Origin of the sequence: Mycobacterium sp., assembly GCF_035603715.1 — a bacterium.
Taxonomy (GTDB): domain Bacteria; phylum Actinomycetota; class Actinomycetes; order Mycobacteriales; family Mycobacteriaceae; genus Mycobacterium.
This window is the reverse complement of record NZ_DATNJW010000211.1, coordinates 1-2,372: the sequence shown is the minus strand read 5'-3', so window position 1 is coordinate 2,372 and position 2,372 is coordinate 1. Positions and strand designations below refer to the sequence as shown.

The 2,372-nt window shown below is 65.6% G+C and carries 3 protein-coding genes; 2 read left to right on the top strand and 1 reads right to left on the bottom strand.

The window, feature by feature from the left end; all coding sequences use genetic code 11:
• Window positions 1–600 (bottom strand): aldehyde dehydrogenase family protein (locus VN856_RS08965; protein ID WP_325688129.1); only part of this gene is annotated, 600 nt, incomplete at its 3' end.
• Between the two features lie 225 nt (window positions 601–825).
• Here VN856_RS08965 and VN856_RS08960 point away from each other — a divergent pair.
• Together VN856_RS08960 and VN856_RS08955 are read left to right on the top strand one after the other, a co-directional pair.
• Complete coding sequence (locus VN856_RS08960; protein WP_325688131.1) at window positions 826–1,983, top strand: cytochrome P450; 1,158 nt, start codon at window positions 826–828, stop codon at window positions 1,981–1,983.
• A gap of 3 nt (window positions 1,984–1,986) precedes the next feature.
• The coding region (locus VN856_RS08955) for an acyl-CoA dehydrogenase family protein (RefSeq protein WP_325688127.1) at window positions 1,987–2,372 on the top strand (386 nt) is incomplete at its 3' end.

The window sequence follows — 2,372 nt, the reverse complement described above, 5'->3', positions numbered from 1 at the left end:
TCGGGCCAGCGCCAGTCCGGCCAGCGGCGCCAGCGGCGACGGCTTGAGCACGACGGTGTTGCCGGCGGCCAGCGCGGCGCAGACTTTCATCACGTTGAGGGTGTGCGGGAAATTCCACGGCGTCAGGATCGACACCACGCCAAGCGGCTCGTAACGCAGCAGTGTCTTGCCCGCGGCGCCGAAGGCGTCGATCGGCTCCTCGATGGGATGGGTGGCGAGTTCGGCGGCGTTCAGCGCCGCGAACGCCGGCCCTTCGACGTGGATCACGCGCTCGTTGGCCGTACAACCCCACTCCTGTTGCGCCAACGCGTAAAAATCGTCGGCATGCGACAGCAGCGCCTCGCCGAGCTGGTTGAGGTACCCGGCCCGCTGCTCGGGTCCGGCGTCGGCCCACGGCCCGGCATCGAATGCGCTCCTGGCCGCCGCGATCGCGCCGTCGACTTGGGCCTGGCTGGGATCGGGCGCCGACGCGAACACCGCCTCGGTGGCCGGGTTGACGTCGTCGTAGCGGCCCCCGGCCCCAGCGGCCCTGTCCGGGTCCACCCACTGGCCGTCGATATAGACCGAGTAGGTGTCGATCAACGAGCGTGGGTCGGCCATGTCCACTCCTGTAGGGATCCGGGGCTCAACGTTTGGTCTACACCTGTCGCCCCACTGTCGTCAATGCTCGATAAGGCAATCAGCTATTTCACTTCAACAGCAAGCATATTGACATCGCCGGTGCCGTCAGAGTAAACAGGGTGCACCGGACAGATCGTATGAATATGTACGATTGCGCGCGTCGAGGAGGCCTGGGTGCACACCGAATCCCGCTCGACCGTCCCGCTGCATTCGCCGGACTTCTACGCCGGCGACCCCTATCCCGCGTACCGGGAACTGCGCGCGACGGAGCCGGTTTGCTGGAACGACGTCACCAACTTCTGGGCGCTGCTGAAGTACGAGGACGTCCGGTTCGTCTCCAGCAGCCCAGCCGCGTTCACCTCGACGCAAGGCATCACCATCCCGGACCCGGCGATGCCGAGCCCGGTGCAGCCGGGCAGCCTGATCTTCACCGACCCGCCCCGCCACCGGCAGATGCGCAAGCTGATCAACTCCGGCTTCACCAGGCGCCGGGTTTCCGTGCTCGAGCCGAAAATCCGCGAGATCGTCCGCGGCATCCTCGACGGAGTGGCCGTGGATTCGGTGCACGAGTTCGCCGAGGAGATCGCCGCTCCACTGCCTACCCGACTGATCGCCGAGTTGATCGGTGCACCGCCCGACGATTGGGAGCAATTCCGGGCCTGGTCGGACGCGGCCACCGGAACCGCTGACCCGGAGATCGAACTTGACCCGTTAGTGGCAGCCGGCCAGTTGTTTGAATATTTCCAAAAGCTCATCGGCGCAAGGCGAGTCGAGCCGCGCGACGATTTGCTCTCGGTGCTGGCCGGTGCCGAAATCGACGGCGACCGGCTCACTGACGAGGACCTGCTGAATTTTGCGTTCCTGTTGCTGGTGGCCGGAAACGAAACCACCCGCAATCTGATCGCGCTCGGCACGTTGGCGCTGATCGCTCATCCCGATCAGCACCGCCTGCTGGTCAACGATTTCTCGCTGATCCCCGGCGCGGTCGAGGAGATGCTGCGGTGGAACAGCCCGGTCGTGCACATGGCCCGCACCGCAACCGCCGACGTCGAGATCCGCGGCCAGCGCATCGCCGAAGGCGACGTGGTGGTGATGCTGTACGGATCGGCCAACCGCGACGAAGACGTCTTCGGCATTGACTCTGAAGAATTCAAGGTGACCCGCCACCCCAACCCGCACATCGCGTTCGGGTGCGGCGAACATTCCTGTATCGGCGCGCAATTGGCTCGCTTGGAGGCCACGGTGATGTTCGAGGAATTGCTGAGCCGCTTCCCGCGCCTCGAGCTGGTCGGCGAGGTCGACCGGATGCGAGCCACCATGGTGCCCGGGGTCAAGCGGATGCCGGTACGGCTGGGGGCCTGACCGGTGCGACTCGACTACACAGCCGAACAAGAGCAGCTGCGCGACGAGATTCGCGCGACCATGGAACAGGTGATGACGCCGGAACGCCAGGCTGCAGTCAGCGAGCGGATGGAGGGTGGCCCCGCGGTGCGTGACTGCGTGCGCGCACTGGCAGCGGCCGACCTGCTGGGTGTTGGTTGGCCCAAAGAATTTGGCGGACGCGGCTTCTCGGCTATCGAGCAGTTCATCTTCGCCGAGGAGGCCAGACGGGTCAATGCGCCGATCCCGCTGGTGACGCTCAACACCGTCGGTCCGACCCTGATGCATTACGGCACCGAAGAGCAGAAGCAGACGTTCCTGCCGGCGATCCTGGACGGCAGCGTCGAGTTCGCCATCGGCTACTCCGAGCC